The sequence below is a fragment of the Pseudomonas guariconensis genome, assembly GCF_015680235.1.
GTDB lineage: Bacteria > Pseudomonadota > Gammaproteobacteria > Pseudomonadales > Pseudomonadaceae > Aquipseudomonas > Aquipseudomonas guariconensis_A.
On record NZ_JADLJL010000023.1, the window covers coordinates 1 to 23,620 of the forward strand.

A 23,620-nucleotide genomic window follows, 5' to 3' on the forward strand; every position below is an offset into this window, starting at 1 on the left:
ACAGGCTTAGCCGCATAACCTGAACCGCCGTGTACGGAACCGTACGCACGGTGGTGTGAGAGGACGACGGGTGAGAGCCCGTCTCCTACTCGATCTTGGCAATCCGCCACCATCTGGATTGTCAGACCAGCCGGTGGCGTAATAGCGACGCCGATCCACGCCAATCATCTAATAACCACTGTTTTTGTCCAATGAACCAGCCACGATTCCAGCAACCACTTTTTTGCGCGGGGCGATGTTGGTGAAGATGCCGGTGGCGGGATCGTAGTGCAAAGTTCGCGTAACCGATCTGCCGTAAAACTTGGACATTTTGTGCACCTGCTCCCGGATGAGAGAGGCAAGAATCAACGCTGGGAGCAGAATTGGTGTTCACTCATTGGGAGTGAACCTAGTTTCGCCGCGAGCTTGCGTGGCGCGCAATTTCCTTCGATGTCCCAGATTTGTCCCAAACTGAGGGCCCCTGGGCAATCCGCAAGCATGAAAAAAGCCCCGCAACCTCAATGGCTGCGGGGCTTTCGAATGGTGGAGGCCGAGGTCGGAATCGAACCGGCGTAGACGGATTTGCAATCCGGAGCATAACCACTTTGCTACTCGGCCTCAAAGTTCGGATCTAGCAGCTTGCGCTTCGCTATCTCCTTGAAACTTCAGCACTTTTTCAAGCTTGCTGCGTTTCGATGGACGCCATTATGTCTACATTCTCTGGACCTTGCAACCCCTGAAGATAAAAAATCTTCAAGGGGCTCAAGGTGTTAGCGCAGGCGACCGAGTTTGCTCCACAGGCCTACCAAGGTGTTCTCGACAGTGCCGCTGGCGGCCATGCCGATGCGCTCTTGCAGGCTCTTGCGTTCGGCGTAGTGCAGGTGGAACAGGTTGGCTTCGCGAGCGCGGTCGCTGAGGTATTCGTCGCTGGTGCGCAACTCGTCGACCAGCTTGCGGTTCAAGGCGGCGACGCCGAGCCAGACTTCGCCGGTGGCCACTTCGTCGATGTGCAGTTGAGGGCGGTAGCGGGAGACGAAATCCTTGAACAGCTGGTGGGTGATGTCCAGGTCTTCCTGGAACTTCTCCCGGCCTTTCTCGGTGTTCTCGCCGAACACGGTCAGGGTGCGCTTGTATTCGCCAGCAGTGAGCACTTCGAAGTCGATGTCGTGCTTTTTCAGCAGGCGATTGACGTTCGGCAGCTGGGCGACCACGCCGATCGAGCCGAGCACGGCAAACGGGGCGCTGACGATCTTTTCGCCGATGCAGGCCATCATGTAGCCGCCGCTGGCGGCTACCTTGTCGATGCACACGGTCAGCGGAATGCCGGCCTGGCGGATTCGTGCCAGTTGCGAGGCCGCCAGGCCATAGCTGTGCACCAGGCCGCCGCCGCTTTCCAGGCGCAGCACCACTTCGTCACGCGGAGTGGCCAGGGTCAGCAGCGCGGTGATCTCGTTGCGCAGGCTCTCGGTGGCCGAGGCCTTGATGTCGCCGTCGAAATCGAGGACGAACACACGGCCTTTTTCCTCGGCCTTGGCCTTGCCCTTCTTCTGTTGTTTTTCCGCCTTGGCCTGCTGCTTGCGCAAGGCCTTGAGCTGGGCCTTGTCGAACAGGCCCGACTCCAGGCGCTCGCGCAGATCCTTGTAGAACTCGTTCAGGCGGGTGACCTGCAACTGCCCGCCCGACTTGCGCCGCCCCTTGCCCCGCAGGCCGGCGATAGCCGACAGGACCACCAGGATGGCGATCACCAGGGTGGCGGTTTTGGCGAGAAAGCTTGCGTATTCGGCAAGAAACTCCACAGTGACTCCTTGATAGACCAGCGCCTCAGGGCGCGAAACTGTTGCAAGCATACCGGTGCGCTTGGAGCGCTGCCAGCCGGGGAAAACGCTGGCAACACAGTTCAAACAACCTTTTCAAACGCTTGTATGTTTTTTCGTTGACAGCCTGTCTGTCGCATCCTAACCTCGCAGCAACTCCAATCGACCGGACCTCTACGTGGGCAACATCTACCTGATCCGACATGGCCAAGCCTCCTTCGGCGCCGACGACTACGATGTCCTCTCGCCATTGGGTGCGCGCCAGAGCCACGCACTGGGCGAGCACCTGGCTCAGCTCGGGCTGCGCCTGGATCGCTGCCTGGCCGGCGACCTGCGCCGCCAGCAGGACACCGCACGACTGACGCTCCAGGCGATGCAGGCCCAGGGCTGCCACACGCCCGCCATTGAGACCGACGCCGCGTTCAACGAGTTCGACGCCGACGGCATGATCCGCGCGCTGCTCCCCGGCCTGCTGCCGCAGGAGCCCGAAGCGCTGCATATCCTGCGCAATGCCGCTAGCAACCGCAGCGAGTTCCAGCGCCTGTTCGCCCTGATGGTGCAACGCTGGCACGATGGCGAGCATGAAAGCGACGGCCTGGAGACCTGGCAAGCCTTCACCGGTCGGGTCGACGCCGGCCTCGCGCGGGTGCTCGAAAGCGCCAACAGCGGCGACAACATCGCCATCTTCACCTCCGGCGGCACCATTGCCGCCCTGCTCCACCTGGTCACCCGTATCACCCCTAGCCAAGCCTTCGCGCTGAACTGGCAGATCATCAACACGTCGCTCAGCCAGTTGAAGTTCCGTGGCCGCGACGTGGCACTGGCTTCCTTCAACAGCCAAGCCCATGTGCAGCTGTTGAGGGCGCCGGAGCTCGTCACCTACCGATGAGCCCGGCCTGTTGTCCCCGTGGGGACGTGAATATCACTCTATAAGGAATGCGCCATGACCTCCGTAGCTGATGCCGTCAAGAAGATGCAAGAGAAGTTCAACCCATCCGCTGCCGCCGGCCTGGACCTGGTGTTCGGTTTCAACATCACCGACGAAGACAAGCACTACGCCCTGATCGTCAAGGATGGCACCTGCGACCTGCAGGAAGGCGAGAACCCGGACGCCAACTGCACCCTGGTCATGGACAGCGAGACCCTCAAGGGCATCGTCAGCGGTGACACCGACGGTATGCAGGCCTTCATGAGCGGCAAGCTGCGCGTGGAAGGCGACATGATGCTGTCGATGAAGCTCAGCGAGCTGTTCCCGGCCTGAGTGGCATGGGCGCTGGCCGATGAAAGAAACCGGAGCCGATGGGCTTCGGTTTTTTTTTGCCAGCTACCAGGCACCCAACATTCATCAGGCCTACTGATTGCGCACCAACACCGACGTCTATCGGTTGCGGGTACGCTTGTACCCGGGCTGACCTGAAATTAGATTAGCCAATAATCCTCATGCTCGATAATAAGGTAAACGCATGACGCTCACCGACCAGTCCACCCAGGTACGTCCCGGCGAAGAACTCGACGCGGCCGTCATCGACCCTTACCTCAAGGCCCAGGTGCCAGGGCTGAGCGGCACTCCGATCATCAGCCAATTCCCGGGCGGTGCGTCGAACCTCACCTACCTGGTCGCCTACCCGGAACAAGAGTTCGTGCTACGTCGCCCGCCGTTCGGCCACAAGGCCAAGACCGCCCATGACATGGGCCGCGAGTTCCGTATCCTCAACCAGCTCAACAGCGGCTTCCCCTATTGCCCCAAGGCCTACGTGCACTGCACCGACGAGTCGCTGATCGGCAGCGAGTTCTACGTCATGGAACGGGTCAAGGGCATCATCCTGCGTTCGGACATCCCGCCGTCCCTGGGCCTGGACGCCAGCCGCACCGAGGCCCTGTGCAAGAGCTTCATCGACCGCCTGGTAGAACTGCATCAAGTCGACTACAAGGCCTGTGGCCTGGCCGACCTGGGCAAGCCCGAAGGCTACGTGCAGCGCCAGGTGGAGGGCTGGACCAGCCGCTACGAAAAAGCCCTGACACCAGATGCACCGCACTGGGAACAGGTAATCGCCTGGCTGCGCGACAAGATGCCCGCCGACCACCCGCGCCCGGGCATCGTGCACAACGACTACCGCTTCGACAACGTGATCCTCGATGTCGACAACCCGATGCGCATCATCGGCGTGCTGGACTGGGAAATGACCACCCTGGGCGACCCGCTGATGGACCTGGGCAACAGCCTGGCCTATTGGATCGAAGCCAACGACCCACCGCCGGTGCAACTGATGCGCCGCCAGCCGAGCAATGCTCCGGGCATGCTGACCCGCCGCCAGTTCGTCGACTACTACGCCGAGCGCGCCGGCATCCGCCTGGACAACTTCGATTACTACTATTGCTATGGCCTGTTCCGCCTGGCCGGCATCGTCCAGCAGATCTACTACCGCTTCCACCACGGCCAGACCCAGGACAAACGCTTCGCCCAGTTCATCCACATGAACCGGCTGCTGGAGCAGATGGCCCTGCAGGTGATCGGTAAGTCCTCACTCTGACAACAAGGAAACCGACATGTCCAAGACCACCCTGTTCGACCTCGACGGCAAGATCGCCTTCGTCTCCGGCGCCAGCCGCGGCATCGGCGAGGCCATCGCCCACCTGTTGGCCCAGCAAGGCGCCCACGTGATCGTCTCCAGCCGCAAGCTCGACGGCTGCCAGCATGTCGCCGATGCCATCGTCGCCGCGGGTGGCAAGGCCAGCGCCGTTGCCTGCCACATCGGCGAGATGGAGCAGATCCAGCAGGTGTTCGCCGGGATCCGTGAACAGTTCGGTCGCCTGGACATCCTGGTCAACAACGCCGCCACCAACCCGCAGTTTTGCAATGTGCTGGATACCGACCTGGGCGCCTTCCAGAAGACCGTGGACGTAAACATCCGCGGCTACTTCTTCATGTCGGTGGAAGCCGGCAAGCTGATGCGCGAGCACGGTGGCGGCAGCATCATCAACGTGGCCTCGATCAACGGGGTTTCGCCGGGGCTGTTCCAGGGCATCTATTCGATGACCAAAGCCGCGGTGATCAACATGACCAAGGTATTCGCCAAGGAATGTGCGCAATTCGGCATCCGCTGCAACGCCCTGCTCCCGGGGCTGACCGACACCAAGTTCGCCTCGGCCCTGGTCAAGAACGACGCCATCCTCAATGCCGCCCTGCAGCACATCCCGCTCAAGCGCGTGGCCAACCCCAGCGAGATGGCCGGCGCAGTGCTGTATCTGGCCAGCGAGGCGTCCAGCTATACCACCGGCACCGCGCTGAACGTCGACGGTGGCTACCTGTCCTGACCGTACAAAAAACGCCCGCTTGCCCCCTTCCGTAGCGGGCTTACCCCGCGAAGCCGTGTGCCTTAGGCTTTGTACGAAAAGTGCCTGATCGCCGCTCGGCTACTTTTCGTACAAACCCCAAATCAACGCATGAAAGGTTGACGCAACCCGTCAACCTGAAGTTTACAGCTCAGGTATACTGCCGGCTTCGGCCCAAGCCCAGGATCCTGACCATGACGGAAAACAGCTTTGCCTTTCGCCTCAAGGAACTGCTCGAACACCACAAGCTGACCCTCCAGGCAGTAGGCACGGCACTGGGCATCTCGCGCACGGCAGTGCACAAGTGGACCCGCGGCGGCGAGATCGACTACGACAATCTGCGCAAGCTGGCAGACTTTCTCAAGGTCAACTGGATCTGGCTGCGCTACGGCGAAGAGGCCCTGCAAAGCGTGCAGCAGGCCGAAGTGGTGGAGCTGCCGATGACCGATCTGCGTCGGCGCTACACCGCCGAGATCATGGAAAGCGAAACGCGCATGAAGCTGGCCCAGGAAGGTGCGCGTATCGTCACTTGGGAATGGAACCTGGTCAGCGACGAGGTGACCTACTCGCCCAACGTCGAGGACGTGTACGGCTGGCCAGTGCGGCACAACGAGGACTTCTGGGTGCACGTGGCGCCGGAAGACGCCATGCAGATGCACGCCATGTACACCCGCGCCGTGGCCAGCGGCACCCGCTGCGAATGTGATTTTCGCATCACCCGACCCGACGGTAGCCAGCGCTGGATCGCCTCTCGCGCCACGGTGCTGCAGGACAGCGTCGGACGTTCGGTAAAGATGGTCGGTATCAGCATGGACGTCACCGAACGCAAGGTGGCCGAGGCGGAACTGCGCCAGAGCGAGGAGCGCTTTCGCACCATCTTCGAACTGGCCTGGGGCGCCTTGGCCTATATCGACCCGGACGGCACCTGGAGCCGCGTCAACGGCAGCTTCTGCGAACTGCTGGGCTATACCGAACAGGAGCTGTACGGCATGACCTTCCAGCAGCTTACCCACCCCGACGACCTGCCCGGCAACCTGGTGCTGCTCGAGCGCATGCTGGCGGGCGAAATCGACCGCTACGAAGTGGAAAAACGCGTGCGCCACAAGGATGGCCGCTATATCTGGGTGCGCGCCCGTACCTCGCTGCAACGCCACGTCGACGGCCAGCCCGAGCACCTGATCAGCGTGTTCGAGGACATCACCGCCGAGCGCGACGAACATGAACGCCTGCAAGCCCATATCGCCGGCCTGCAAGCTCGCCTTAACTAGACGGAGAAGCGTGACGATGCTGCCCGGGAGCCTGTCAGCCAATGGCCAAAGCCGTAACCATGTGCAGCGCCGCGGCACCGTGGGGCTGTATTTCGTCGCTGGGCTCTCGGTGCTGGCCGGCATGACCGATGCCATTGGCTTCATGGCCACCGGCGATTTCGTCTCGTTCATGAGTGGCAACACCACGCGCTTGGCGGTATCGCTGGGCAGCGCCGAACTGGGCCTGGTCCTGCGCCTGGTGTTGGTGATCGGTGCCTTTGTCCTGGGCAACGCCCTGGGCGTGATCGTCGCGGCGAAAAGCGGCCGGCGCCCCTGGCCGTTGCTCGGCCTGATCGCCGCCCTGCTGGCGCTGGCTGCCGTGTTGCCAGAATTGCTGCAACTGCCCGCCTTGCTGGCGGCGGTCACGGCCATGGGCATGATCAACGCTGTGGTGGAGGAAGTGAACGGCCTGCCGATCGGCCTCACCTACGTCACCGGCGCCCTATCACGCTTCGGCCGAGGCTTGGGGCGCACGTTGCTGGGCCAACGCCGGCAGGGCTGGCGGGTGCAGTTGATCCCTTGGAGCGGCATGTTCTTGGGCGCGATCGCCGGGGTCCTGCTGGAGCAGCGCTTCGACCGCGCCGCCCTGCTCGCCAGCGCCCTGCTAGCCCTGCTGCTGGGCCTGGCTTCGCTGAAAATTCCGCGGCGCTGGCAGTTGCGCTACATGCCACGCTGAATCACAGGCAGGTCGCCGCCGCGGCGCGACGGCGCAAGGCGTTGGTGTCCTTGCCTTGCGCGTAGTAGTCGACGCGGGTTCCGCCGGCCTGCGGGTAGACGTCAGCGAACGACTCCGCCTCCCGGGTGTAGACGGTAAAACCACCCTGCTTGCGCGGCTCCAGGTAGCCGCTGGCATCGACCCCGAATGCCGCCTCTTCCTGCCAGCTGAACTGAATGCACTGGGCGACAAGGTCGGGCGCCTTGGTCGAGTCGAGCTGGGCGGTCGGCGTGCCGTTACGCGCGGCGTCCATGGTCGCTGAAGCACAACCGGCCAGTACCAGCGCTACGGCGATCGGCAGAATTGCTCGCATGTTCCATCCTCGGGGCAAAAAAGAAGGCGACTCTAGCACTGGCGCCAGCGCGAGTGAATTGTCCCGCGCGTGCCGTTGTCGCAGATAGGGCATGCCCAAATGCCAGCTGCACTGGGGGCTGCTACGCAGCCCATCGCCGGCTTGCCGGCGATGGGCGTGCAGCGCCCCGCGTCCTTAACTAACAGGCAATAGGGCATGCCCTGCCTACAAGGAGACTTCCATGAAGCCTAGCCAAACCCTATATGCCCTGCTGCTCGGCGCAACCTTGTCCTGCCTGCCCCTGGCAGCGACCGCGGCGGATGTGTCAGAAGAAAGCGTCACCGCACCACACACCGAACGTGAACTGAAGGTCGGCGACAAGGCGCCGGACCAATACAAGCGCGACGACCTGGCCGTGCGCGACTGGCGCGCCAAAGGCCTGCCTGCCCCGGAAGAGGACAGCCACTGGGTACGCCTGGCCGACCATTACGTGCTGGTGCAGACCACCAATGGCGTGATTCTCGCCATCCAGCCCGCCACCTGACCCAACCACCCGGGCAAGCCCGCCCAGGCGATAGACGCGCCGCTGCTTGCCCGGGCCCTTTGGCGACCCAACCCATGCCGCTTATCGCTGGAGCGGGAAAATCTTGCGCGTGCAAGAAACCAAATCGAGCGATGCCTGTCTCACGAAGTACCCCGTAAACCTTTGCGGATCAAGGACCTATATCGTGATCAAGCGCATTGCGAGCTTTTCGTTGATTGCCACCGTGCTGCTGCTTGGCGGCTGCTACCACCATTACGACGATGATGACTATGGCTGGCGGGACCGTGACCGCGACCATCGCTACTACCGCTATGACCGCGATGACGATGACCACCGTTACCGCGATCGGGACCGTCGCGACCGTTACTACCGTCACCGCGACCGTGATCGCGATGATGACGATGACGATTGAAACCGATACCGTCCTAACCCTGACCCGCCGCCGTGGCGCGGCACTTTTACCCTGATGATTCCTTTGAGGTTCATATCATGCGTCTGACTCTGCCTTCCCTTGCCCTCGGCTTGCTGCTCTGCCAGGGCGCATTTGCCGGCGACGGCACCGCGGCCATTGGCGGCGGCCTGGGTGGCGCCCTGGGCAACATCGTTGGCCAACAAATCGGCGGCGGCACTGGCGCAGCCATTGGTGCAGGCCTGGGCGGCGCGGCCGGCAGCGCGGTCGGTGCACGCAAGGGCAACCGTACCGAAGCTGCCATCGGCGGCGGTCTGGGTTCGGCCGGCGGTTCGGTGCTGGGCCGCGCGGTAGGCGGCTCCACCGGCTCGACCATCGGCGCAGGCCTTGGTGGTGCTGCCGGCGGCGCACTGGGCAACCACATCGGCGACAACGACCGCGACCACGGCCACCGCCACCACCGTCGTCATCGCCACTGATCCATCGTCCGCGGGGGCTGCCTTGCAGCCCTTTCGCGGCACAACGCCGCGTCTACAGAAAAAGCGTCATCCGAACTGCAGCCTTGCAGTGCATCAATACCTCCTTCACCACACGTCGGCACACTGACGCTACTCTCTACCGTGCCCCTCGCGTGAAGGATCACCCCTCCCCATGAACCATGAACTGCTTTGGGTCCTCGGCCTTTTGGCCGTCGTCGTCATTCTCTTCGTCGTCAACCGCCCGCGCATGGACGTGGTCGCCCTGCTGGTGATACTCGCCCTGCCGCTTTCGGGCATCCTCACCATCGAGCAGGCCCTGGCCGGTTTCAGCGACCCCAACGTGGTGCTGATCGCTGCACTGTTCGTGATCGGCGAAGGCCTGGTACGCACCGGCATCGCTTACCGCATCGGCGAATGGATGAGCGAACGCGCCGGCAACAGCGAGGCACGCCTGCTGGTGCTGCTGATGATCGCCGTGGCCGGCCTGGGTTCGGTGATGAGCTCGACGGGCGTGGTGGCCATCTTCATCCCGGTGGTATTGAGCATCGCCGCACGCCTGCAGCTCTCACCCAGCCGGCTGATGATGCCGCTGAGCTTCGCCGGCCTGATCAGCGGCATGCTCAGCTTGGTCGCCACGCCACCCAACGTGGTGGTGCACAGCGAACTGGTACGTCATGGCGGGCAGGGCTTCGGCTTTTTCAGCTTCACCCCGTTCGGCTTGGTGGTGCTGGTGCTCGGCATCGGCTACATGCTGTTCGCCCGCCGCTGGCTCAATGGCGAAGTGCGCAAGGATGGCCGCGTGGAAACCCGCCGCACGCTGCTCGACCTGGTGCTGGACTACAAGCTCAACGGCCGCGAACGGCGCCTGCGTGTGCGTCCCAATTCGCCCCTGGTCGGGCACACCCTGGGCGAACTGGAGTTGCGCACCCGCCATGGCGCCAACGTGATCGGCATCGAGCGCCAGCACAAATTCACCACCCGGGTCATCGCGGCCGACTCCAGCACGGTGCTGCACCAGGGCGATGTACTGCTGCTCGACCTCTTCGCCAACGTCGACGACCTGCGCAGCCTGTGCCAGACCATGCAACTCGAGCCCCTGCACTTCAAGGCGGCCTACTTCATCGACCAGTCACAGGAGCTGGGCATGGCCGAGGTGTCTCTGCCGCCCGGCTCGCAGCTGATCGGCAAAAGCATCCTGGACTTGGCCTTTCGTAGCCGCTTCGGCCTGAACGTGGTCGGCCTGCGTCGGGAGCAAACCGCGATCGAAGCACAGCTGGTGGAGGAAAAACTGCGTCTGGGCGACACGCTGCTGGTAGTGGGGCCCTGGAAGGCCGTACGCCAGCTGCAGGGACAACCCCGGGACTTCCTGGTCTTGAGCCTGCCGGCGGAAATCGACCAGGTGGCCCCGGCGCGCACACGGGCGCCGTATGCGCTGCTCAGCCTGGCGGTCATGGTGGGCCTGATGGTCAGTGGCGTGGTGCCCAATGTGGTGGCCGCGCTGATCGGTTGCGTGCTGATGGGCGCCGGGCGCTGCATCGACATGGACAGCGCCTACCGCGCCATCCATTGGCAAAGCCTGGTGCTGATCGTCGGCATGCTGCCGTTCGCCCTGGCCCTGCAGCAAACCGGCGGCATCGACCTGGCAGTGAGTGGCCTGGTCGGCCTGCTAGGCGGCGCCGGGCCCAGCGCGATCCTGGCGTGTCTGTTCGTCGTTACCGCCGTGATCGGCCTGTTCATTTCCAACACCGCCACGGCGGTTCTGATGGCACCGGTGGCGATCAGTACCGCGCAACAACTGGGCATGTCGCCCTACCCGTTCGCCATGACCGTGGCCCTGGCGGCTTCGGCGGCATTCATGACGCCGGTATCCTCCCCGGTCAATACCCTGGTGCTGGGGCCGGGCCAGTACCGCTTCGCCGACTTCGTGAAGGTCGGTGTGCCGTTCACCTTTTTGGTGATGCTGGTCACGGTGTTCATGGTGCCATGGTTCTTCGGCTTGTAGCTGACGTCAAGAAAACGACGAAAAATCAATACGTTCACATTTCGACCGGCAGGACACCAGCTAATTGACATTGTCCCTGCTCTCGAAACACACTGATACGAATTGCCCCAGGTGCCTTCGGTCGTTTTCCTGGATTCAGTTCCCGCTTGCCGGTCGAGCCCATGGTGTTTCCAGCCCAGTCGCGCCTGCTTCCTCCCCTGGTCCTGTTCGCCCTGACGTTCGACCTGACCGTGGGCGGCATCCTGGCCCGGCCGATCGAATCCCTGTCGCTGTTCTGGCCGGTAAACGCCGTGCTCGCCGGTGTGCTGTTGCGTTATCCGCGCCAGGCCAACGCAAGAGGCTTTGTGCTTATCTGGGTGGCCATGGTCGCTGCCGACCTAGCCAGTGGCAGCGCGTTGAAGCCAGCGCTGTGGCTCAACCTGTGCAACCTGAGCGTGATCGCTACCCTCTGGCAAGTGCTGTCGCGCCTGCCGCGCATGCATCGTCGCATGCGCACGCCACAGGGCGTATTGTGGGTGTTCGGCGCTTGCGCCGCTGGCGCCATGGTGGCGGCAAGCCTGGCCTGCGTCGTGGCAGCGCCGTGGTTCCAGCAGTCGCTGCGGGCCACCTGGCTGGCCTGGTTCAGCGAGCAGTTCTCCACAAACGTGCTGGTGCTGCCGATGCTGCTCACCGCACCGAACCTGCGAACCCTGGTACGCGGTGGCGCCCAAGCGATTCACGTGTCCCCCATGCTGGTGTTGCTGGCCTCCCTGGCCTTGAGTATCGCTTTCGGCGGGCCAGGCGCCATCGCCTTTCCCATCGCCGCATTGCTCTGGTGTGCCTGGATCTATTCGCCGTTCCTGGTCTGCGTACTGGCCTTCAGCGCCGGTACCACGCTGATCGTCGCCGTAGCCCAGAGCCTCATGCATTTCAGCCTGCCGCAGAGCGTGCCTGGGGTCACCACCTTGATGTCGGCGCGCCTGGGCATCGCCATGCTGGTGCTCGGCCCGCTGGTAGTCGCTTGTGTCAGCCAGGCCAACCGCAGCCTGCTGGCACGCCTGGCGCACCAGGCCACGGTAGACCACCTGACCGGAGCCCTGACCCGCAGCGCCTTCACCCATCGCGCCACGGCCCTGCTCGACAGTCGCCAGCAACACGAGCAGGCCCTGCCGCTGACCCTGATGATGCTCGACATCGACCACTTCAAGGGCATCAACGACCAGCATGGTCATGCCGTGGGCGACCAGGTCTTGCGCCAGTTCGCCCGCACCCTGCAAGACCAGCTACACGAAGGTGAGCTGTTCGCCCGCCTGGGCGGCGAGGAATTCGTGATCATCGTGCCGGGCCTTGCGCCGGAGCAGGCCAAGTTCACCGCCGAACGCCTGCGCCGGGCGGTGCAGGACCTGCGCGTGGTCCAAGCCGAGCAGCGTCTGCAGGTGACGGTCAGCATCGGCGTGGCTGGCTGCACCGCCGCGCAGCACTCGGTGAACCTGGACACCTTGCTGGCCCATGCCGACCAGGCGCTCTACCGGGCCAAGGCCGATGGCCGCAACCGCGTCGAGCAGGCCGAAGCCCAGCGCCAGGCGATGTGACCTACCCCGCCAGCAAATCCCAGGACAGCTTGGCGATCAGCACGCACAACAACACCAGGAACAGCCCGCGCACGAAGCCCGCGCCCTTGCGTACCGCCAGCCAGGTACCAGTCAGGGCGCCGAGGATATTGAACGCCGCCATGGGCAAGGCGATGGCCCACAGCACGTTGCCCGACGGGATGAAGAACACCAGCGCGGCCAAGTTGGTGGCGATGTTCACAAGCTTGGCCGAGGCCGAGGCGTGGAGAAAATCCAGGGCGAAAAAGCGGATGAACAGGAAGATCAGGAAACTTCCGGTGCCCGGCCCGAACAGCCCGTCGTAGAAACCGATGGCGCCTCCGATCAGCACCGCCAGGCATTGCTCCTTGCGGCCGATGTGGGTTGGCTTGTGCAAGGTGCCGAAGTCCTTCTTGCAGAAGGTATAGATCGCCATCAGCACGATCAGCACCAGCACCGCCGGGCGCATCAGGCTTGGCGGCACCAGAGACACCGTCGCCGCGCCAACGAACGACATGACGAAGGCGCTGAGCATCGCCGGCACGATCAGCCCCCAATCCAGTTTCACCTTGCGGATGAATGAGCGCGCCGCGAACGACGTGCCGCAGACCGAGGCCAGCTTGTTGCTGCCCAGCAGGGCCGCCGGTTGCGCGTTCGGCAATACGTTGAACAGTGCTGGAATCTGGATCAACCCACCGCCGCCGACGGCGGCATCGATCAGGCCAGCGGCGAAGGCGAACAGCGAAAGCAGGGCTATATCCATCATGGGGCGGAGTTCCGGGCATCAAGGCAAGCGCCAAGGCTAATCAAAGCCGTGCGCTTATGGTGAAATGCCGTATTGCGAAAACTGCAACTAAGGAACCTTTCATGGCATTGGATATGTTGCGCGAGATCCAGGCGTTCGTAAGCGTCGCGCACAAGCGCAGCTTCGTTGCCGCGGCCCGTTCCCTGGGGCGCTCGCCCAGCTCCGTGACCCGCGCGGTGCAAGCGCTGGAAGACAATGCCGGGGCCAAGCTGCTCAACCGCAGCGCCAGCACCGTGACCCTCACCGAGGCGGGCGAACGCCTGCTGCCCCATGCAGAACGCTTGCTGGATGTGCAACGCGACGCAGCCGACGAACTGGCCGCGCTCAGCGGCACCGCCCAAGGCTGGATCCGCTTCGCCGCGCCAGAACTGCTCAGCCAGCAGGTATTGCCCCAGGTATTGGCAGAGTTTTCCCAGCGCCACCCTCAGGTCACCTTGGACGTGCAATTCAGCGACGTGGCGCTGGACCCTCTGCAAGGCAAGTTCGACTTCGTCATTCGTGGCGCCTTTGCGCAGTCCAGCGAGCTGATCGGCTACCCACTGTGGCGCTACCGGCGCTACTTGTACGCCAGCCCCGATTACCTGGCCCGGGCAGGCATGCCTGAGCACCCGGAAGCCCTCGAGCGGCACGCGGTGATCCTGCACACCGCACCGCGCATCCTCAAAGCCTGGCACTTCTATCGCGACGGCCAGATCACCAGCCTGCGCCCGCACCCTCGCCTGCGCCTGAGTTCAGGAGGCGCGGTGCTGCAAAGCGCCCTGGCCGGCGCTGGTATCGCCCGCCTGGCGGATTGGGCAGGCGACCCGTATGTACGCGCCGGTCGGCTGGTAAAGGTGTGCCCCGGTTTTCGATTGACCTCCAGCACGGGCCAGGACCCGCAGATGCATGCCCTGTATCCGGCTGGCGAATTACCGGCGCGAGTAAGGGAATTGCTGCAGACACTGCGCCTGGCTCCCCCGTGACGCGAAGGTTCGGCTGCGCTTCGACAGCGCTGCTCAAATTCTGTTCAATTTAACAGAGCCCGCCGCCGGCTTGGGTTGCAGCATTTTATCCACAGACCTACCCACTTTTTTTGTGGACAGATTTCCCAGCGTAAAGAACGACTTATCGTACAGGCCAGGCTCCAGGAAAGCGGGCCATGAACAACGGATTCAGCTGGGCGGAATGGTCCCCAGCAGGCCGATCAGGATTGTCAGGAACAGGAAACCACCCAGAAACAGTGCGAGCTTGCCCATCGGAACCTCTACATGGATGTACGGGAACGGCGAGGCTGGCTGGTGCGGATGCAGTGCAGCTCAGCTTGCCCAGCGCTCGCCGGTAGGAAAGGCTGGGCCTGATGGGTATTGTCGGCGTGAGGCTGATACGGTTACAGATTCAGGTTCATGTAAAAAAAGCGTATCAGATGAGCGCTGGCGGCCTTCGTATCGGGGGATCCTTGTTGGAGCGGGTTTACCGACGAGGCATGCTTCGCGCTAACGGGCACCGGCGTTGCCGGTGTTCGCGGGGCAAGCCCGCTCAGGGACAGCGTTATTTCAGGGCTGCGGTAATCCTGTGGGAGCGGGCTTGTCCCGCGATTGGGCAGCACTGCCATCGCCGCTGCTTGGCAAGGGCTTCGCCCTTGTTCGCAGGGCAAGCCCACTCAGGTGGTTTAACTGACCCGTTGGTAGCCGCCGAGCACACCCCGGCGTGACATCACCCATTGCCACAACTGGATGTCCCGGGCACGGAATGCACCTGCGCAGGACAACAGGTAGTAGCGCCACATACGCCGGAAGCGCTCGCCCAGTTCGTTGGCGAAATACTGCCAATGGGCCTCGAAGTTCTCGTACCAAGCCATCAGCGTGCGGTCGTAGTCCGCACCGAAGTTATGCAGGTCCTCGACCACCAACAGGCCATCGGCGGCATCGCCGATCTGGCCGATCGAAGGCAGGTCGCCATTGGGGAAGATGTACTTGTCGATCCAGCGGTCCGGCACGTCGCGACGCCGGTTCTTACCGATGGTGTGCAACAGCAGCAGGCCATCGTCCTCCAGACAACGCGCGGCGACTTCCATGAAGGTGCGATGATTCTTGCGCCCCACGTGCTCGAACATACCGATGCTGACAACGCGATCGAAGCGCTCGTCGAGCTCGCGATAATCCTGGAGGCGAAACTCCAGCGGCAGGCCTTTGTAGCGTTTCTCGGCCCATTGGCACTGCTCCCGGGAGATAGTCACCCCGACGCATTCGACGCCATAGCGCTCGGCGGCAAAACCCATGAAGCTGCCCCAGCCGCAGCCGATGTCCAGAACCCGCATGCCCGGGCGCAGCCCCAACTTGCGGCAGATCAGGTCCAGTTTGGCTTCCTGGGCCTGGGCAAGGTCGTCGGCGTCCTTCCAATAGCCGCAGGTATAGGTCATGCGCGGATCGAGCATGGCTGCGTAGAAATCGTTGCCCAGGTCATAGTGGCGCTCGCCCACGGTCCAGGCGCGTCGGGACGTCTGGCGATTGAGCAGACGAGCCTGCAGCGCATGGTAGATCAGCGCCATCGGGCTGACCTGGTCGGCCACACCAGCGCGAAGCAGGCGGGTGAAGAATTCGTCGAGTTGCTCGCAGTCCCAGTCACCATCCATGTAGGCCTCGCCCAGGCCAAGGTTGCCCTGGGCCAGGGCGCGCTGGGGTACATCGGCGGCGTGCAGTTGCATGTCCCAGGGCTGTTCGCCCTCCAGGCCAAGGCCGGCCTGGGCCAGCAGCTCACGGGCGAAGCGGGTGGTACGGCTGGCCGGCGCAGCGCCGGGCAGGTTGGAGGAAAGCTCGGAAGGCATGGTGTGTCCTTGTGGGTATTGGAAATCGGACGCGCTTCAAACGTCGGGGGTGTCCTGGTGCAGCCCCAGCACCACTTGCAGCTCCTGGCGCAGCCAGGGCTGTTCGATCGAGGGCAGGCGTGCCTGCAATTGGCGGGCGACCCAGCGTTGGCCGCGGGCGATAAAATGCAGGCGCTCGTGCAGGTCGGCGATGGCCATGGCCTTGCCATAGAACTCGCCCATGCCGCCGCCGGGCTTGGCATCCAGGCGTTCCAGGCAGTTGCGCAGGCGACGGCAGCTCTCGGCTTCGCCGTGGTGCAGCTGCTCCAGGCGCTGAAGCAACAAGGGGTCTGTGGTCTGCCTGGCGCTGTCGAGCATCAGCCTGGCACCAGCACGCTCGGCGCGCATGAGCATGCGCAACCAGTCGATCAGATCGTCGGAGGGCGGTATGGCAGGGCCCTGTGTTTCACAAACATGTGACATGGAAAACTCCTGAAGCCGCTGGACTGCGCGGCGACAGGACGAGCTTAGAATGCTGGCACGCTGAAATTAATTGAAATTAAATGGGGGTTGAGTGCAATAAAACGAATACTTGCAGACCACTCGAAACCTGCCTCGAATGGCGCTGGCCATACGTATTCGGGGCCTGTGAGCTACAGCCCACACGCCATCGTTGCAACCTTGATGCAAAGTTTTCGAAGCAATCGGCTTGAGGCGCTCCGCCTGCTATCGCGTCCCTTCATTACCTCGCGCCACATCGCCCTCCTGCTCGGCGGTGCGTTGGGCCGTGGTCTTCCCCACCTGGGGCCGTCTAGCGTTCGGTCGCAGGGCATCGTTGTCCCGCTCGACTTCACCTGACGTGCGTTGAGCGGGTGTGCTGCCGGTATTCTTTTTCATGATCCACCTCGACGTGAGCCTGTGCTGGGTTCGAGCCATGCGTGAGATGAAGGGTTCAATCCTGCTGTTTTCCGTTTGCAAGACATACTCGGTGCCAGGGAATTGAAACATTTCTTTTCCCATTAACTCGGCATTGACCTTATGTAGCCCAACAGGCCATTCGAGGGCTTAACGAGCGCGCGCCCCCTTGTCTACAGGGGGAACACCCTGTCCCAGGTCATCAGTCGAAACGTATCTCACGCCGGCTTTGCAGGACTCGTCCGAAGCACGCGTAGCCTGGGTCCTACGTAAAGCCCAGTCCCTGTATGAAACATCAGTTTCACCTGTTTGAACGAGCTGATACGGTCGCCGCTTTCCTACAGCGGCACGGATGCCAGCAGCACGAGACCGACATGGACCCGTATCAAACCTCTGCCCTCTCCCTACAAAAGACCCTGCTCAACCTGCGCCAGAAACGCGACCTGCTGAGGTCCCAGGCACGCCATGAGGAAGCCGACAGGCTTGCCAAGCAAATCGCCGATATCGAGACGACGCTTCGCGGCCTGCCGGCTGTACCGACGTTGCAGTGACTGGGTTGTCTTAGAAAGCGCGGCTGAGCTGTAACCCGCCGCCGGTGTCGGGGCTCGCATCGGAAAAGCCTTTCAATGCATAGAGCTGGACCTTCCAGTGCGCATCGAGCCTTTGGGTCAGGAACAAGGTGAGCTCCCGGATTTCATCACCGTCGGCAGTCACTTTCTGCCGCCAGTCATAGGCTGCCCCCGCGGACGTACCAAGTGCCAGGCGGGTAACCAGGCCTACGGAGGTAAAGACCGGGTCGCGAAAATCGCTGTCCGCCGGGTCACCGAACTTCTTCCAGCCCAACGTGGCAAAGCCGCTCACGGCGCCAAAGGCCCGCACCAGATCGACCTGGGCGGAATAATCGGCTTTGCCCGTACCCAGACAACGGTCTTCGTCCGCCGTGGGCAACTTCACCTTCCCCACCAGGTCCACCAACAGGTTGCCGCCGTCGCGGCCATCGAACAGCGCATAATCGACGCTGGCCACCGTGTCTCCGAGGCCGCTCTCGACGCGCCCGCAATCATCGCCCGCCAACGGCTCTCCGCCGGGGCCAACCGCGGGGTTGGTAATGCGCAGGTAGGGAATGGTGAGCTTGTAGATCATCGGGCCGGCTTCGTACTTGCCGATCACAGGTACGTACCAGGTCTCGCTGGTGGCGGCCGTGCCATAGTCGCCCCGCGAGTAGTCCACCCCTGTCGAAAGGCTGAGGTCACCTGCCACGGCGGGCAATGCCAGGGCCATCAGGCAGGGAAACAGCGCGCGTATCGGTACCATGCTCACCTCGTGGCGATTGCATATCGACGGTTACATGGGCCACCAGCCCATCAAGCAAGGCCCAGTGTCAATGCGGTCCCGAATGGTCCACACGCTCGACCTTTTCTGGGCGCTCCACTTTTTCAGGGCGCTCGATTTTCTCTGGGCGTTCGACCTTTTCGGGCCGTTCGACCTTGTCCGGCCGTTCCGTACGTTCTACCCGCTCGATCCTTTCGATGCGGTCAGGCTTGTCTGGCCGGTCGGAGCGCTCGATCTTCTCGGTCCGCTCGATGCGCTCCACACGCACGCCGTTTTCGAACACCTCGATCCGCTCGCGGGTCTGCACACGCTCCCCATCGTCACGCGTTTCGATCCGCTCCCGACGCTCGAGCGCTCCCGAGCCTGACAGGTCCTGGCGCTCAACCTTCTCACCAGACCCATCGTGCTCGATGCGCTCCTGGGTATTTCCCTGCCCACGTCCGGCACTTGTGCCTTCATGGTTTTGCGACTCAACCTTACGCCCTCCCTGATACAGGGTCTGGCCGGAATGCTCGGGCAGCACTTCGACCCGATCGGCCCGAATGCTGCGCCCTTGCTCGAATACGCCGCTCACCCGGACACGTTGGCCGATGGCAAGGCTCGCCGCCTGGCTGCCGCCGACATAGGCGGTGAAACCGCCGACTTCGACACGATCACCTTGCTGCCCGCGCACCAGCCCTTCCACCAGTGCGTTGCGCACTCGCCCGGCGAAGGGGAAACCGGGGTCCTGGCTAGCCTTGGCAACGTCAAGCTGCTGGCCGTTCCACGCACCGCGCACCAGCATTTCACCGGTGGCCGGCAGCGGCTTGCTTAGCGCCAGGCCCTGCAGATTGCCTGCCTGCCGGATATCGCCAATGGCACTGGCCTGCATCAGGCCTGGCGCTCGATCGATTCGGCTGGCCATCACCTCGCCCTGGGCGTTACGCAGGCCGCTGACGCGCACCGGCTCACCGATGCGCAGGCCGGGGGCCAGGCGAGCGCCCGGAGCCACGCGCACCGGCTGGCCCATCACACGCAAAGGCACATCGCCAGAGGCAAGCCCTGTTACCGGGCCTTCGTACGCGTTGAGGATGGCGATGCTGCGCGCCTCCAGCCCCCGACGTGACTGGTGCGCTTCGACCGCGACGACCTGGCCGATCGCCAGGCGCTGGCTGCTGGCGGGCAGGCCGTTCTCGCTGAAGGCCACGTGGTCATCGAAATGCACTTCCGCGCCATTGACGCAAATCGAGCCAAACCCGGTAATGGTGCCGACAATACCGGTGCCACCCACCCCGCCATCCTCGACCGGAGCCCCGGTGCCCCCGATCCCCCCTCCGCCTGGCCGCGCACCGGTGCCACCGACGCCCCCGGTGTCCGCTGGCGCACCCGCACCGCCGGGTGCTATCGCACCTGTGCCGCCCATGCCGCCGGGTTCGACGCAAGCCGGTGCTGCCGTCGCAAAAAATGGCAGCATGAGCAGGCCGAGCAGCACGGCGAGGCTGCCAACCAGGCGCGGGACTTCGTTCATGGTGGGCTGGCCTTGGCTTCAGGGGGAGCCTCGGGCGGGCTGGGTTCGGTGTAGAGATAAAGGCCTACAGTAATGCGCTGTCGGGCATCGGCGGGCGGAGGGTCCCGCTCTTCCAATTCCGCGGCTAGCTGGTTCAGGGCGATGAGCACCTGCATGCCGTCGGTTTGCACCAGCGCTTTCAGGTGCTCAACCCCAGCCACGGACAGGCTGTCGTAGTGCACCGCACGCTCGAAGAATGGCTCGCCCGGCTCGGTCAGGTTGTGCACGGCTGCACAAGCGTGGTCATGCAGGTTATGGCGCAGGTACGCCACCTTTTCGTCGAAGCCTCGCTGCGGGATGAACGCCCGGGTCTGCAGGTGCACCTGGTCCTGTTCGTCTACCCGCACCACGCCCAGGCGCAGCCATTCATCCAGCACCACACGCGCGCGGATATCGGTGCTCAGCGTCGCGACCAGGCCGTCGAACGAGCCGTCGCCACCCATGCTGGCCAGGCGTGGCAAGGGCCGCGGCTGGCCGGGCTGATCGCAGAACGGCATCTGGTTCAACCAGATGCTCACCAAGTGCGCACCGAAAGAAACCGCCTCCGGCATTCCGGCGTCGCCGTCTACCGGCTGGGCGCGCAGACGCCGAACATCCTTGCGGTGCACGCCGGTGATCAGGCTGATCCGGCTGTCACTCGCCGGTTTGCCCTCAAGACGGAATTCCCGCTCGGCGACCTCCACGAAGATCTCCTTGAGCATCTGAGTGAAGCTGTTGAATGTGACCCCTTTGCGCAACATCAGCCTCACCAGCGGACGCATGACGTGCCTCAACGCTGGCAAGAGGGAGGGAGGCAAGGTAGGCAATTGCATTGCAGGTCTTCCTTATCGACGGGCGGTGTGGTCCCAGGCCATTGCAGCAGCTTGCCCAAGGCATCACAACCCTCCTGGCCTACGCCCGGCCTCAACACGGAGCCCGACCCTCACGCCGGGCCCCGTCGTCCTGCGTTCAGCGGTCAGGCACCGCCGCGATCATCACCGACGTCATGAGCCGGGCCGTCATCGGCACCGTGGCCGATGCCGTGGGCCTCACCGACATCATGGTTGGGGCCATCATGGGCACCGTGGCCTACGCCGTGCGCCTCGCCGACATCGTGGTTGGGGCCATCGTCGGCGCCATGGCCAACACCATGCAGGCCGCCTTCATCGTGATCTCTACCGTCGTCGCGGCCACGCCCGCTGTTCGCGCTTCCCGGGCCGCTGTTACCAGCATGGCCACCCTCTGCGCCGTGGCCAGAACCACTGTTGCCGCCGTGGCCGCCACCATCACCGCCGTGGCCTGAGCCATGGCCGCCTCCACCGCCGCTGCCGCCTCCACCGTGGCCACCACCACCTCCACTGCCGCCATGACCGCCCCCGCCACTTCCACCACCGTGGCCGCCTCCACCACCATGACCACCACCGCCGCCATGACCTCCGCCACCGCCATGGCCTCCGCCACCGCCATGGCCACCACCGCCACCGCCACCGCCACCGCCACCGCCACCGCCATCTTTCGCATAAGCGCTGTAGAAATCACTGATCTGGTCAGGTACCAAGGCCAGCGACGCCGAAAGAGCGCCGCCAATGGCGAGCGCCAGCAAGCATTTCTTGAGCAGCATGATGAATCTCCGCTTCAGGGTTGCAGTTTCACGCTCGAAACAGACGCAACAACCAACGAATCCCGGCTGCCTTACGGGCAACCAGCGGGTTCTCCATCCCGGTGTCTGTGCCGATGTGCTTGTGCACGTTCCTTCTGGGCCAGTCAGCCTGTTCTTTTATGCGTGGGATTTTTTCCCACGATTCGAGCATAGACCTATGCCAGGGAGAGTCAATGACCAGCTATCCGTTGGCCTACAAATGCCGTACCTGTGACATCAGCTGGTTGCCGTCGCTCTGCCGGCTGCAGACCATGGCTTATCTCGCTGACAAGGACACAACGCATGCACCTCGAAACAACCTCCACCGCCCGGCAAGCCAGCCCCATTCGAAACTGGCCGCCTGGATGCGACCCTATGAGTGGGGTGCATCGTGCTTGACCATATCGATGTCTGGGCATGGGTCGTCGGCTGGCTTCAGGAAAACTGGCCAGCCTTGTATGCCGGGCTCCTGGCTGTCGTCATTGCCGGGCTTCGCGTGGTTTATGGCGGCGGCTCACTGCGCCGGATGGCAATAGAAGCCCCCTTGTGCGGCACCCTCGCCCTGTCCGCCAGCCATGGCCTGTCGCTGATCGGCATGCCCCTCGATACCGCGCCGTTTTTCGGTGGCGTGATTGGCTTGCTGGGGGTCGAAGGGATTCGTGAGGCGGCGAGGAGGTTCGTGTTGCATAAGGGAAAAGACGAACAGCAGCGCTGACGATTGTTCGCGCTAGCCCCAGGATTATGCCTGGCTGCCCATCCAGATGGATGCAAAGCCAGTAACGGGGTAGCTCGCAGCAGAGTAGCGTTGAGCCTTGACGGTATCACGGAGGGGTATATGAACATTCGAAGCCTGGCCAAGAACCTTCCAGCAGACCCTGATCACGAAGGCAGGGTCCTGGGTTGGGGCGTACTTAGAGACCGGCATCCATGGCATTTCGTGGATGTCTATGCCGACCAGCAGACTGCCCGGGCGCAAGCGCAGCGGTGCGGTGAGGGCTACGTCGTGGAATACGGCTCGCACCGGTTGGGATCGGATGATTTTATCTGTGGCGTGACACCGCCTGAGGGGTAAATGCAACGTTGATGCCTTTCGGCTCGGCAGCGTGCCGCCGGGCCCGATATCACCGTCGCCTGGCAAGGGCTTCGCCCTTGATCGCGGGACAAGCCCGCCCCCACAGGGGGGCAGCGCTAGCCGCTTGTTCTCTGCGCGCCAGCGCAGCCCGAAGGGCTGGGTAATCTCCTACAGAGGATCAGCGTAGCCGCTTGTTTTCCGCGCGACAGCGCAGCCCGAAGGCCGCGCGCTCTAACGAGCTATTGGGGTTTTCACACAGCCTGGGGCGATGGCCATCCTATGCCTTAGCCTCGGTAGCGTCCCGGTTTATGCCAGATGATCAGCACCAGGTTCATCGCTACTGTGCCAACCAGCGACCAGACGAGCTTTTCCCCCGGCAGATAGATCATCGCGATGATGAACAAGATACAGTCGCAGACCAGTTGAGAGATCCCGGCATTGATCGAAAATCTTCGCTGAACCCAAAGGACGACGGAGCCCGTTCCGCCCATGGACGCGTTGTGTCTGGCTAAGCATAGGATACCCATGCCTAGAAGCGTCCCTCCGATCACCCAGCCAAGCCCGGGGTCGATACCCGTTGTGTTCAGTGCCGGAGTAACGACCTGGACGCCTGCCCCAAGCCCAAAACTCACCAAGACGCTTTTGAGTGTGAAATTGCGGCCCATGGTGAAAAACGCGAACATCAGGAAAGGCACGTTTATCGCAGGTACCAGTACCGACGTTGGGTATGGGCTGATGAATGAGCCCAACAGCGCCATTCCAGCAATCCCCCCAGTGATGAGCCCACTCTTGCCCAGGATGGCGATCCCTGTCGCCGCCAAGGCGATCCCCGTGAAGAGGCCGTATGCGTCATCCAGCGCGCTGTGTCGCGGGTAGGAGGCAGTATCACAGTTCATACGGCGCACCCAATAGGACTGTGCCGCGCGGGCGCAGGCCTTCCACTGCGGTGATGCGAGCGATCTCAACCCCATGGCGGAGTATGATCACTTCTGTTCCGTAAATGACTTGCTCAAGAATGAACTCAAGGCTCGTTTGAGCCTCGGACAGGTCATATTTCACCTGATGCACGATGGGGTTCCTTTTGGGATTCTTGTTTCAGGGAGAAGGC

Annotated in this window: 28 protein-coding genes and 1 tRNA gene; 15 read left to right on the top strand and 14 right to left on the bottom strand. The window is 63.1% G+C overall.

What is annotated here, in order from left to right; all coding sequences use genetic code 11:
• Positions 1-168: 168 nt before the first annotated feature.
• From IRZ56_RS15925 to sohB, 3 genes are all read right to left on the bottom strand, one after another.
• On the bottom strand, positions 169-309 hold the full coding sequence (locus IRZ56_RS15925; RefSeq protein WP_196145808.1) for a hypothetical protein: 141 nt from the start codon (positions 307-309) through the stop codon (positions 169-171).
• A gap of 214 nt (positions 310-523) precedes the next feature.
• A tRNA-Cys gene (locus IRZ56_RS15930) sits at positions 524-597 on the bottom strand.
• Between the two features lie 152 nt (positions 598-749).
• On the bottom strand, positions 750-1,775 hold the full coding sequence (gene sohB / locus IRZ56_RS15935; RefSeq protein WP_084855669.1) for a protease SohB: 1,026 nt from the start codon (positions 1,773-1,775) through the stop codon (positions 750-752).
• 196 nt (positions 1,776-1,971) lie between these two features.
• Here sohB and IRZ56_RS15940 point away from each other — a divergent pair, with 196 nt between their 5' ends.
• The 6 genes from IRZ56_RS15940 (at position 1,972) to IRZ56_RS15965 (ending at position 7,109) form a co-directional block, all read left to right on the top strand.
• A complete protein-coding gene (locus tag IRZ56_RS15940) occupies positions 1,972-2,682 on the top strand; it encodes a histidine phosphatase family protein (RefSeq protein ID WP_196145809.1) in 711 nt (236 codons plus the stop codon).
• Between the two features lie 54 nt (positions 2,683-2,736).
• Positions 2,737-3,054, top strand: coding sequence for an SCP2 sterol-binding domain-containing protein (locus IRZ56_RS15945; protein WP_084855671.1), 318 nt, complete (start codon positions 2,737-2,739; stop codon positions 3,052-3,054).
• 202 nt (positions 3,055-3,256) lie between these two features.
• A complete protein-coding gene (locus tag IRZ56_RS15950) occupies positions 3,257-4,324 on the top strand; it encodes a phosphotransferase family protein (RefSeq protein ID WP_196145810.1) in 1,068 nt (355 codons plus the stop codon).
• Positions 4,325-4,340: 16 nt separating this feature from the next.
• Positions 4,341-5,108, top strand: a complete 768-nt coding sequence (locus IRZ56_RS15955; protein ID WP_196145811.1) for an SDR family oxidoreductase — start codon at positions 4,341-4,343, stop codon at positions 5,106-5,108.
• 212 nt (positions 5,109-5,320) lie between these two features.
• Positions 5,321-6,394 carry a helix-turn-helix domain-containing protein gene (locus IRZ56_RS15960; RefSeq protein ID WP_196145812.1) on the top strand — a complete coding sequence of 358 codons (1,074 nt, stop codon included), beginning with the start codon at positions 5,321-5,323 and terminating at the stop codon, positions 6,392-6,394.
• Between the two features lie 16 nt (positions 6,395-6,410).
• Positions 6,411-7,109 carry a YoaK family protein gene (locus IRZ56_RS15965; RefSeq protein WP_196145875.1) on the top strand — a complete coding sequence of 233 codons (699 nt, stop codon included), beginning with the start codon at positions 6,411-6,413 and terminating at the stop codon, positions 7,107-7,109.
• Position 7,110: 1 nt separating this feature from the next.
• Here the strand turns inward: IRZ56_RS15965 and IRZ56_RS15970 are convergent, their stop codons facing one another.
• Entirely contained in the window at positions 7,111-7,461 is a 351-nt protein-coding gene (locus IRZ56_RS15970) for a hypothetical protein (protein ID WP_196145813.1), read from the bottom strand.
• Between the two features lie 220 nt (positions 7,462-7,681).
• On the opposite strand from IRZ56_RS15970, the gene IRZ56_RS15975 reads away from it, so the two are divergent.
• The 5 genes from IRZ56_RS15975 to IRZ56_RS15995 all read left to right on the top strand — a co-directional run bounded on the left by IRZ56_RS15975 (position 7,682) and on the right by IRZ56_RS15995 (position 12,445).
• Positions 7,682-7,984, top strand: coding sequence for an RcnB family protein (locus IRZ56_RS15975; RefSeq protein ID WP_196145814.1), 303 nt, complete (start codon positions 7,682-7,684; stop codon positions 7,982-7,984).
• 184 nt (positions 7,985-8,168) lie between these two features.
• The gene (locus IRZ56_RS15980) at positions 8,169-8,396 is read left to right on the top strand and encodes a hypothetical protein (RefSeq protein ID WP_230390412.1); all 228 of its coding nucleotides are present in this window, start codon (positions 8,169-8,171) and stop codon (positions 8,394-8,396) included.
• A gap of 77 nt (positions 8,397-8,473) precedes the next feature.
• Positions 8,474-8,872 carry a glycine zipper domain-containing protein gene (locus IRZ56_RS15985; protein ID WP_196145816.1) on the top strand — a complete coding sequence of 133 codons (399 nt, stop codon included), beginning with the start codon at positions 8,474-8,476 and terminating at the stop codon, positions 8,870-8,872.
• Positions 8,873-9,044: 172 nt separating this feature from the next.
• Positions 9,045-10,874, top strand: a complete 1,830-nt coding sequence (locus tag IRZ56_RS15990; RefSeq protein ID WP_196145817.1) for an SLC13 family permease — start codon at positions 9,045-9,047, stop codon at positions 10,872-10,874.
• A gap of 146 nt (positions 10,875-11,020) precedes the next feature.
• A complete protein-coding gene (locus IRZ56_RS15995; RefSeq protein WP_196145818.1) occupies positions 11,021-12,445 on the top strand; it encodes a GGDEF domain-containing protein in 1,425 nt (474 codons plus the stop codon).
• A gap of 1 nt (position 12,446) precedes the next feature.
• Here the strand turns inward: IRZ56_RS15995 and IRZ56_RS16000 are convergent, their stop codons facing one another.
• Positions 12,447-13,208, bottom strand: coding sequence for a sulfite exporter TauE/SafE family protein (locus IRZ56_RS16000; protein ID WP_196145819.1), 762 nt, complete (start codon positions 13,206-13,208; stop codon positions 12,447-12,449).
• 101 nt (positions 13,209-13,309) lie between these two features.
• Here IRZ56_RS16000 and IRZ56_RS16005 point away from each other — a divergent pair, with 101 nt between their 5' ends.
• A complete protein-coding gene (locus tag IRZ56_RS16005; protein WP_196145820.1) occupies positions 13,310-14,209 on the top strand; it encodes a LysR family transcriptional regulator in 900 nt (299 codons plus the stop codon).
• A gap of 686 nt (positions 14,210-14,895) precedes the next feature.
• Here the strand turns inward: IRZ56_RS16005 and cfa are convergent.
• The 3 genes from cfa to IRZ56_RS16020 all read right to left on the bottom strand — a co-directional run bounded on the left by cfa (position 14,896) and on the right by IRZ56_RS16020 (position 16,926).
• Positions 14,896-16,050, bottom strand: coding sequence for a cyclopropane fatty acyl phospholipid synthase (cfa, locus tag IRZ56_RS16010; RefSeq protein ID WP_196145821.1), 1,155 nt, complete (start codon positions 16,048-16,050; stop codon positions 14,896-14,898).
• 36 nt (positions 16,051-16,086) lie between these two features.
• The gene (locus IRZ56_RS16015) at positions 16,087-16,512 is read right to left on the bottom strand and encodes a DUF892 family protein (protein WP_196145822.1); all 426 of its coding nucleotides are present in this window, start codon (positions 16,510-16,512) and stop codon (positions 16,087-16,089) included.
• A gap of 243 nt (positions 16,513-16,755) precedes the next feature.
• Positions 16,756-16,926 carry a hypothetical protein gene (locus tag IRZ56_RS16020; protein WP_196145823.1) on the bottom strand — a complete coding sequence of 57 codons (171 nt, stop codon included), beginning with the start codon at positions 16,924-16,926 and terminating at the stop codon, positions 16,756-16,758.
• Between the two features lie 392 nt (positions 16,927-17,318).
• Here IRZ56_RS16020 and IRZ56_RS16025 point away from each other — a divergent pair, with 392 nt between their 5' ends.
• Positions 17,319-17,495 (top strand): hypothetical protein, encoded by a 177-nt coding sequence (locus IRZ56_RS16025; protein ID WP_196145824.1) that lies wholly within the window; start codon positions 17,319-17,321, stop codon positions 17,493-17,495.
• A 10-nt stretch (positions 17,496-17,505) separates the two neighbouring features.
• Here the strand turns inward: IRZ56_RS16025 and IRZ56_RS16030 are convergent, their stop codons facing one another.
• From IRZ56_RS16030 to IRZ56_RS16045, 4 genes are all read right to left on the bottom strand, one after another.
• Positions 17,506-18,258 (bottom strand): hypothetical protein, encoded by a 753-nt coding sequence (locus IRZ56_RS16030; protein WP_196145825.1) that lies wholly within the window; start codon positions 18,256-18,258, stop codon positions 17,506-17,508.
• Positions 18,259-18,325: 67 nt separating this feature from the next.
• The gene (locus IRZ56_RS16035; RefSeq protein ID WP_196145826.1) at positions 18,326-19,783 is read right to left on the bottom strand and encodes a DUF5666 domain-containing protein; all 1,458 of its coding nucleotides are present in this window, start codon (positions 19,781-19,783) and stop codon (positions 18,326-18,328) included.
• Complete coding sequence (locus IRZ56_RS16040) at positions 19,780-20,634, bottom strand: DUF6502 family protein (RefSeq protein ID WP_196145827.1); 855 nt, start codon at positions 20,632-20,634, stop codon at positions 19,780-19,782. Before IRZ56_RS16040 ends, IRZ56_RS16035 begins: the two co-directional genes overlap by 4 nt.
• Positions 20,635-20,777: 143 nt before the next feature.
• Complete coding sequence (locus IRZ56_RS16045) at positions 20,778-21,422, bottom strand: hypothetical protein (RefSeq protein WP_196145877.1); 645 nt, start codon at positions 21,420-21,422, stop codon at positions 20,778-20,780.
• 409 nt (positions 21,423-21,831) lie between these two features.
• On the opposite strand from IRZ56_RS16045, the gene IRZ56_RS16050 reads away from it, so the two are divergent.
• The gene (locus tag IRZ56_RS16050; protein ID WP_196145828.1) at positions 21,832-22,155 is read left to right on the top strand and encodes a phage holin, lambda family; all 324 of its coding nucleotides are present in this window, start codon (positions 21,832-21,834) and stop codon (positions 22,153-22,155) included.
• A 120-nt stretch (positions 22,156-22,275) separates the two neighbouring features.
• Entirely contained in the window at positions 22,276-22,512 is a 237-nt protein-coding gene (locus IRZ56_RS23175; RefSeq protein ID WP_196155008.1) for a hypothetical protein, read from the top strand.
• A 284-nt stretch (positions 22,513-22,796) separates the two neighbouring features.
• Here IRZ56_RS23175 and IRZ56_RS16055 read toward each other — a convergent pair whose 3' ends face one another.
• Positions 22,797-23,408 (bottom strand): YitT family protein, encoded by a 612-nt coding sequence (locus tag IRZ56_RS16055; RefSeq protein WP_196145829.1) that lies wholly within the window; start codon positions 23,406-23,408, stop codon positions 22,797-22,799.
• Positions 23,398-23,580, bottom strand: coding sequence for a type II toxin-antitoxin system Phd/YefM family antitoxin (locus IRZ56_RS16060; protein WP_196145830.1), 183 nt, complete (start codon positions 23,578-23,580; stop codon positions 23,398-23,400). Before IRZ56_RS16060 ends, IRZ56_RS16055 begins: the two co-directional genes overlap by 11 nt.
• Positions 23,581-23,620 lie beyond the last annotated feature (40 nt).

Coding starts and splice junctions, on each gene's coding strand:
- IRZ56_RS16055 (WP_196145829.1), bottom strand. CDS start 23,408: ATGAACTGTGATACTGCCTCCTACCCGCGACACAGCGCGCTGGATGAC.
- cfa (WP_196145821.1), bottom strand. CDS start 16,050: ATGCCTTCCGAGCTTTCCTCCAACCTGCCCGGCGCTGCGCCGGCCAGC.
- IRZ56_RS15955 (WP_196145811.1), top strand. CDS start 4,341: ATGTCCAAGACCACCCTGTTCGACCTCGACGGCAAGATCGCCTTCGTC.
- IRZ56_RS16020 (WP_196145823.1), bottom strand. CDS start 16,926: ATGAAAAAGAATACCGGCAGCACACCCGCTCAACGCACGTCAGGTGAA.
- IRZ56_RS16015 (WP_196145822.1), bottom strand. CDS start 16,512: ATGTCACATGTTTGTGAAACACAGGGCCCTGCCATACCGCCCTCCGAC.
- IRZ56_RS15990 (WP_196145817.1), top strand. CDS start 9,045: ATGAACCATGAACTGCTTTGGGTCCTCGGCCTTTTGGCCGTCGTCGTC.
- IRZ56_RS15970 (WP_196145813.1), bottom strand. CDS start 7,461: ATGCGAGCAATTCTGCCGATCGCCGTAGCGCTGGTACTGGCCGGTTGT.
- IRZ56_RS16000 (WP_196145819.1), bottom strand. CDS start 13,208: ATGATGGATATAGCCCTGCTTTCGCTGTTCGCCTTCGCCGCTGGCCTG.
- IRZ56_RS16040 (WP_196145827.1), bottom strand. CDS start 20,634: ATGCAATTGCCTACCTTGCCTCCCTCCCTCTTGCCAGCGTTGAGGCAC.
- IRZ56_RS23175 (WP_196155008.1), top strand. CDS start 22,276: ATGAACATTCGAAGCCTGGCCAAGAACCTTCCAGCAGACCCTGATCAC.
- IRZ56_RS15975 (WP_196145814.1), top strand. CDS start 7,682: ATGAAGCCTAGCCAAACCCTATATGCCCTGCTGCTCGGCGCAACCTTG.
- IRZ56_RS16025 (WP_196145824.1), top strand. CDS start 17,319: ATGGACCCGTATCAAACCTCTGCCCTCTCCCTACAAAAGACCCTGCTC.
- IRZ56_RS15945 (WP_084855671.1), top strand. CDS start 2,737: ATGACCTCCGTAGCTGATGCCGTCAAGAAGATGCAAGAGAAGTTCAAC.
- IRZ56_RS16035 (WP_196145826.1), bottom strand. CDS start 19,783: ATGAACGAAGTCCCGCGCCTGGTTGGCAGCCTCGCCGTGCTGCTCGGC.
- IRZ56_RS15965 (WP_196145875.1), top strand. CDS start 6,411: ATGCTGCCCGGGAGCCTGTCAGCCAATGGCCAAAGCCGTAACCATGTG.
- IRZ56_RS16005 (WP_196145820.1), top strand. CDS start 13,310: ATGGCATTGGATATGTTGCGCGAGATCCAGGCGTTCGTAAGCGTCGCG.
- IRZ56_RS16045 (WP_196145877.1), bottom strand. CDS start 21,422: ATGCTGCTCAAGAAATGCTTGCTGGCGCTCGCCATTGGCGGCGCTCTT.
- IRZ56_RS15925 (WP_196145808.1), bottom strand. CDS start 309: ATGTCCAAGTTTTACGGCAGATCGGTTACGCGAACTTTGCACTACGAT.
- IRZ56_RS15950 (WP_196145810.1), top strand. CDS start 3,257: ATGACGCTCACCGACCAGTCCACCCAGGTACGTCCCGGCGAAGAACTC.
- IRZ56_RS16030 (WP_196145825.1), bottom strand. CDS start 18,258: ATGGTACCGATACGCGCGCTGTTTCCCTGCCTGATGGCCCTGGCATTG.
- IRZ56_RS15960 (WP_196145812.1), top strand. CDS start 5,321: ATGACGGAAAACAGCTTTGCCTTTCGCCTCAAGGAACTGCTCGAACAC.
- IRZ56_RS15985 (WP_196145816.1), top strand. CDS start 8,474: ATGCGTCTGACTCTGCCTTCCCTTGCCCTCGGCTTGCTGCTCTGCCAG.